The organism is Sphaerisporangium sp. NPDC049002, from assembly GCF_040649355.1.
Taxonomy (GTDB): domain Bacteria; phylum Actinomycetota; class Actinomycetes; order Streptosporangiales; family Streptosporangiaceae; genus Sphaerisporangium.
This window is the reverse complement of the sequence record NZ_JBEZFH010000347.1, coordinates 1-4671: the sequence shown is the minus strand read 5'-3', so window position 1 is coordinate 4671 and position 4671 is coordinate 1. Positions and strand designations below refer to the sequence as shown.

Here is a 4671-nt window from a genome sequence, read left to right as displayed (position 1 = left end):
CTGGCCGTCCAGGGCACCAAGGCCACCGTGAACAAGATCGTCAAGGAACGGCTGAACCTGCTGATCGACCTCGGGCTCGCGCTGGAGGGCGGCACCTTCGTCAGCGACGACCACAAGGAGGCCGCCGCCGCGTTCGTCGAGAGGCGCAAGCCCACGTTCCGGGGACGGTGAACCATGAAGATCGTTGTCTGTGTCAAGTACGTACCCGACATGAGCTCCGAGCCGGGGTTCGGCCCCGACCTCACGGTCGACCGTGAGGGCGCGGGCGGCCGGCTCTCCGAGCTGGACGAGTACGCCGTCGAACAGGCGCTCAAAATCCTGGACGCGGCGCCGGACGCGCACGTCACCCATCTGACCGTCGGCCCGGCCGGCGCGGCGGAGGCCCTGCGCAGGGCCCTCGCGATGGGAGGGCACGCGGCGGTCCACGTCGACGACGACGCGATCGCCGGTTCCGACGCGCCCGCCACCGCCCTGGTCCTCGCCGCCGCCCTGCGCCGCCTCTCGCCCGATCTGGTGCTGTGCGCCATGGCCTCCACCGACGGCGGCACCTCGGTGGTGCCGGCGATGCTCGCCGAGCACCTGGAGCTGCCCCAGCTCACCTTCGCGAACGAGGTGGCCCTTGATCCGGGCGGCGGCACCGTCCGCATCCGGCGGGAGGCCGCGCGGGCGACCGAGCAATGGGAGGCGGCGCTGCCCGCCGTGATCTCGGTGACCGACCGCAGCGGCGAGCCCCGGTACCCGTCCTTCAAAGGGATCATGGCCGCCAAGAAGAAGTCACTGGAGACCTGGACCCTCGGCGACCTCGGGGTACCCGCCGGCCAGGTCGGCGCCGCGTCCCGGACGGTGGTCGACGAGATCACGGCCAGGCCCGCCCGGGTGGCAGGGACCGCGGTGCCCGACGACGGCGAGGGAGGCCGGCTGCTCGCCGGCTTCCTGTCCACGCACAAGTTCATCTGAGGAGGGATCACCGTGGCAGAGGTTCTCGTGCTCGTCGGGCGCATCGCGGGACAGGTCGGCAAGCCGAGTCTGGAACTGCTCACCCTGGCACGCCGGCTCGGCACCCCGGTGGCCGTCTGCGCAGGCGCGATCGGCGACGAGACGGTGGAGACGCTCGGCAGGCACGGCGCCGGGCGGGTGCATGTGATCGAGTCCAAGGAGATCGAGGAATACCCGGTCGCCTGGGTGGGGGTGCTCGCCGGCCTCGCCGCGGAGACCGCGCCGGCGGCCGTCCTCACCGAGTCCACCCCGGAGGGCAGGGAGATCGCGGGACGCCTGGCCGTGCGGCTGGGCGGCGGCGTTCTCACCGACGCGGTGGACGTGCAGGCCGGCCCGTCCGGCCCCGTCGTCACGCAGTGGGCCTTCGCGGCGGGCTTCGTGGTCACCTCCCGGGTGGTCCGGGGCACCCCGATCATCGCGATCAAACCGAACGCCGTCGTGCCCTCGCCCGAGCCGCTGACGCCGGCCGTCACCCGGAGCACCGTGGAACCGGACGAGGCGGCGCGGCGTACCCGCGTCGTTTCGCGCACGGTCAGGGAGAGCACCGGCAGGCCGGGGCTGACCGAGGCCGAGGTCGTGGTGGCCGGTGGCCGCGGCCTGGCGGGGGCCGAGCAGTTCGCGCTCGTCGAGCGGCTCGCCGACGCCCTGGGCGGCGCCGTCGGCGCGTCGCGGGCGGCGGTCGACGCGGGCTGGTACCCGCACGCGCACCAGGTCGGCCAGACCGGGGTCACCGTCTCACCGCAGCTCTATCTCGCCGTCGGCATCTCCGGCGCCATCCAGCACCGTGCCGGGATGCAGACCAGCAAGACGATCGTCGCGGTGAACAAGGACGGCGAGGCGCCCATCTTCGAGCTGGCCGACTACGGGGTGGTGGGCGACCTGTTCCAGGTGGTGCCCCAACTCCTGGACGAGATCGCCGGGCAGCGGGCCTAGGTGGGCGGATTCCGGGAGCTGCCACGGGAAGTCAAGATCCTCACCGCCGTCGCGTTCACCGTCGCGGTCGGCTTCGGCATCCAGTCACCCGCCATTCCGGTCTTCGCCAGCGAGTTCGGCGTGGGCAGCGCGGCGGTCGGCGCGGTGGTGTCGGCGTTCGCGTTCATGCGCCTGGCCACCGGCCTGCCCGGCGGCCGGTTGGTCAACCGGTTCGGGGAGCGGGCGGTGCTCACCACGGGCATGGCGCTGCTCGCGGTGACCAGCGTCCTCGCGGGCCTGTCCTGGAACTACCCGCAACTGCTGATCTTCCGGGGCGCCTGCGGCATCGGCTCGGCACTGTACACAGTGTCGGCGATGAACCTGCTGCTGCGGGTGACCCCCGCTTCGCACAGGGGCAGGGCCAGCGGGTACTTCCAGGGGGGCTACTACCTCGGCACGGTGACCGGTCCCGCCCTGGGCGGAGGGCTGATGGGGATCTCGCCCCGTCTGCCGTTCTTCGTGTACGGCGCGGCGGTCGCGGTCGCCGGGACGATCGCGACGGTCACGCTGGCGCGCGCCGCGCTGTTCAGCGCGCCGGCACGGCCCGCCGGCCCGGCCGGGCGACGGATGTCGGTGGCCCACGCCCTGAGGCAGCAGCCCTACAGGGCGGCGCTGACCACGAACTTCGGTCTCGGGTGGGCGGTCTTCGGGGTACGGGTCTCGGTGCTTCCGCTGTTCCTGCTGTTCGTGGTCAAGGCCGCGCCCACCTGGGTCGGGGTCAGCCTGGCGGTGGGCGCGGTGCTCCAGGCCGTCACCCTGCCGGTCGCGGGCAGGGCGGCCGACATGTGGGGGCGCCGCCCCTCGCTGCTGCTGGGCGAGGGCCTGGTCCTCGGCAGTCTCGTCGTGGTCACCGCCTGGCAGACGCTGCCCGGGTACCTGTTGGCCTTCGCGCTGATGGGCCTCGGCACTGCCTTCTGCACCACGGGCGGGGCGGCCACCGTCGGCGATGTCACCCAGGGACATGGCGGCACCGCCGTGGCGGCCTACCAGATGACCGCCGATCTCGGCATGACCGTCGGCCCGCTCGTGGCGGGCCGGCTCGCCGCGTACTCGTATGAGACGGCCTTCGTCACCACGGCGATCGTGGTGCTGGCCGGGCTGTTGATGGCGGTGGCCATGCCGTCACGGCGAAACCCGCCGAATCCCGTGTGAAGTGGCGTCCTGCGCCGCCCCGCCCGGCGGGTCCGCGCGGCGCCGCCTCCGGCGGGCGGCCCGCTCGACCGGGTCGGTCGTGCGGCCGTCAGGAGGGCTCGGGGAGCCGGGGAAGCCGTCGAGCAGGCCGCGCACGAGATCGAGCGTGATCACCTGCTCGGCCTCGCTGTGGGCGACCTCCCACACGAGCTGCACGTCGCGCCGGCCCATGGCGGCGCAGGCCGGGCAGCGCCGCACGAAGCGCGTCACGCGTAGGCGGCGACCAGCCCGGTCACGACCAGCACGAGGGACAGGCCGGTGACCACCAGGCCGAGGATCCCCGCCGTCTTGCGCCCCCGCCTGATGCGCAGCGCGAACATCAGCGAGTACGGCAGCCCCGCGTACACCAGCGGGGTGAGGCCGATGAGGGCGAGCTGGGCCAGCACCCCGGCGGTGCCCGTACGGACCACGCGGTCGGTCTCGACGTCGAGCCGTCCACGGAAGGACTGGCCCACCTCGGACTCGGGCGCCGCCCGCACGATGGTCGTGCGCAGGGAGTCGTCGTCGGGGACGAACTCGCCCCTGCAGTCGTAACGGCCCTTGCCGAGGGCCTGGCACGAGACGACGGTGAGGCGCCCCGGCGCCCCGGTCCTGCCCAGCGCCAGCTCCAGGTCGTGGGTCGAGAACAGCACGGGCAGGAGCCCAAGGATCACCCAGCAGACGAACAGGATGTACATGCCTATGAGACCGGGGGTGCGGCCCCTTCCGATCGCCCAGCCGGATGTCGTCGGATGCGTCATGCCGCGATCCTCGCAGGCCGCTCTTGGAACCGGCTTGCCGCGCACTGGGGATCGCGCGGGCCGGCCCTGAGGTGGGTCCGCGGAGTCGCCGTGGAGCGGGGATCGCGGCGCTCCGGCGCCCCTTGACACGTCTCCGCCGACGGGGCCGTCCGCTGTCGTCCCCCCGGGGCTGGCTCCCTTTACCCAGGAGCGTGATTTTATTGATTCCATGGCGAACCCGGCAATTCTGACCGTTGACGACGACCCGGCCGTCTCCCGGTCGGTGGCCCGAGATGTCCGGCGCCGTTACGGCGACCGCTACCGTGTCGTGCGCGCCGACTCCGGCGAGGCCGCCCTGGACGCGCTCCGCGAGATCAAGCTGCGTGGTGAGCAGGTCGCGGTGCTCCTCGCCGACTACCGGATGCCGCAGATGAACGGCATCCAGTTCCTCGAGGCCGCGATGGACATCTTCCCGCGCGCCCGCCGCGTCCTGCTCACCGCGTACGCCGACACCGACGCGGCCATCGACGCGATCAACATCGTCGACCTCGACCACTACCTGCTGAAGCCCTGGAACCCGCCGGAGGAGAAGCTCTACCCGGTGGTCGACGCGATGCTCGACGCCTGGCTCGCCGCGCCCGACGAGACGATCACCGAGACCCGCGTCGTCGGGCACCGCTGGTCGGCCCCCTCGTTCGCGGTCCGCGACTTCCTCGCCCGCAACCTCGTGCCCTACCGCTGGACCCTGGACCTGTCCACGTTCACCTCCGGTGGCACCACCTTCGGCGCCGTC

6 protein-coding genes are annotated in these 4671 nt (G+C 72.7%); 4 read left to right on the top strand and 2 right to left on the bottom strand.

Translation table 11 applies throughout. The features are described from left to right. Nucleotides 1-174: 174 nt before the first annotated feature. Genes AB0B89_RS35050 through AB0B89_RS35040 form a run of 3 tightly spaced genes read left to right on the top strand, consistent with a single transcriptional unit; the run spans nt 175 to nt 3120 of the window. On the top strand, nt 175-957 hold the full coding sequence (locus AB0B89_RS35050) for an electron transfer flavoprotein subunit beta/FixA family protein (RefSeq protein ID WP_358561664.1): 783 nt from the start codon (nt 175-177) through the stop codon (nt 955-957). Nucleotides 958-969: 12 nt separating this feature from the next. Next, entirely contained in the window at nt 970-1929 is a 960-nt protein-coding gene (locus AB0B89_RS35045; RefSeq protein ID WP_358561661.1) for an electron transfer flavoprotein subunit alpha/FixB family protein, read from the top strand. Then, nucleotides 1930-3120, top strand: a complete 1191-nt coding sequence (locus AB0B89_RS35040; RefSeq protein ID WP_358561658.1) for an MFS transporter — start codon at nt 1930-1932, stop codon at nt 3118-3120. Here AB0B89_RS35040 and AB0B89_RS35035 read toward each other — a convergent pair. Both AB0B89_RS35035 and AB0B89_RS35030 read right to left on the bottom strand, forming a co-directional pair. Next, nucleotides 3091-3369 carry a hypothetical protein gene (locus tag AB0B89_RS35035; RefSeq protein WP_358561655.1) on the bottom strand — a complete coding sequence of 93 codons (279 nt, stop codon included), beginning with the start codon at nt 3367-3369 and terminating at the stop codon, nt 3091-3093. The two genes, AB0B89_RS35040 and AB0B89_RS35035, sit on opposite strands and share 30 nt — an antisense overlap. Continuing rightward, nucleotides 3366-3899 (bottom strand): hypothetical protein, encoded by a 534-nt coding sequence (locus AB0B89_RS35030; protein WP_358561652.1) that lies wholly within the window; start codon nt 3897-3899, stop codon nt 3366-3368. Before AB0B89_RS35030 ends, AB0B89_RS35035 begins: the two co-directional genes overlap by 4 nt. Before the next feature lie 208 nt (nt 3900-4107). On the opposite strand from AB0B89_RS35030, the gene AB0B89_RS35025 reads away from it, so the two are divergent. After that, nucleotides 4108-4671: response regulator (locus AB0B89_RS35025; protein ID WP_358561649.1), on the top strand; the 564-nt coding region annotated here is incomplete at its 3' end.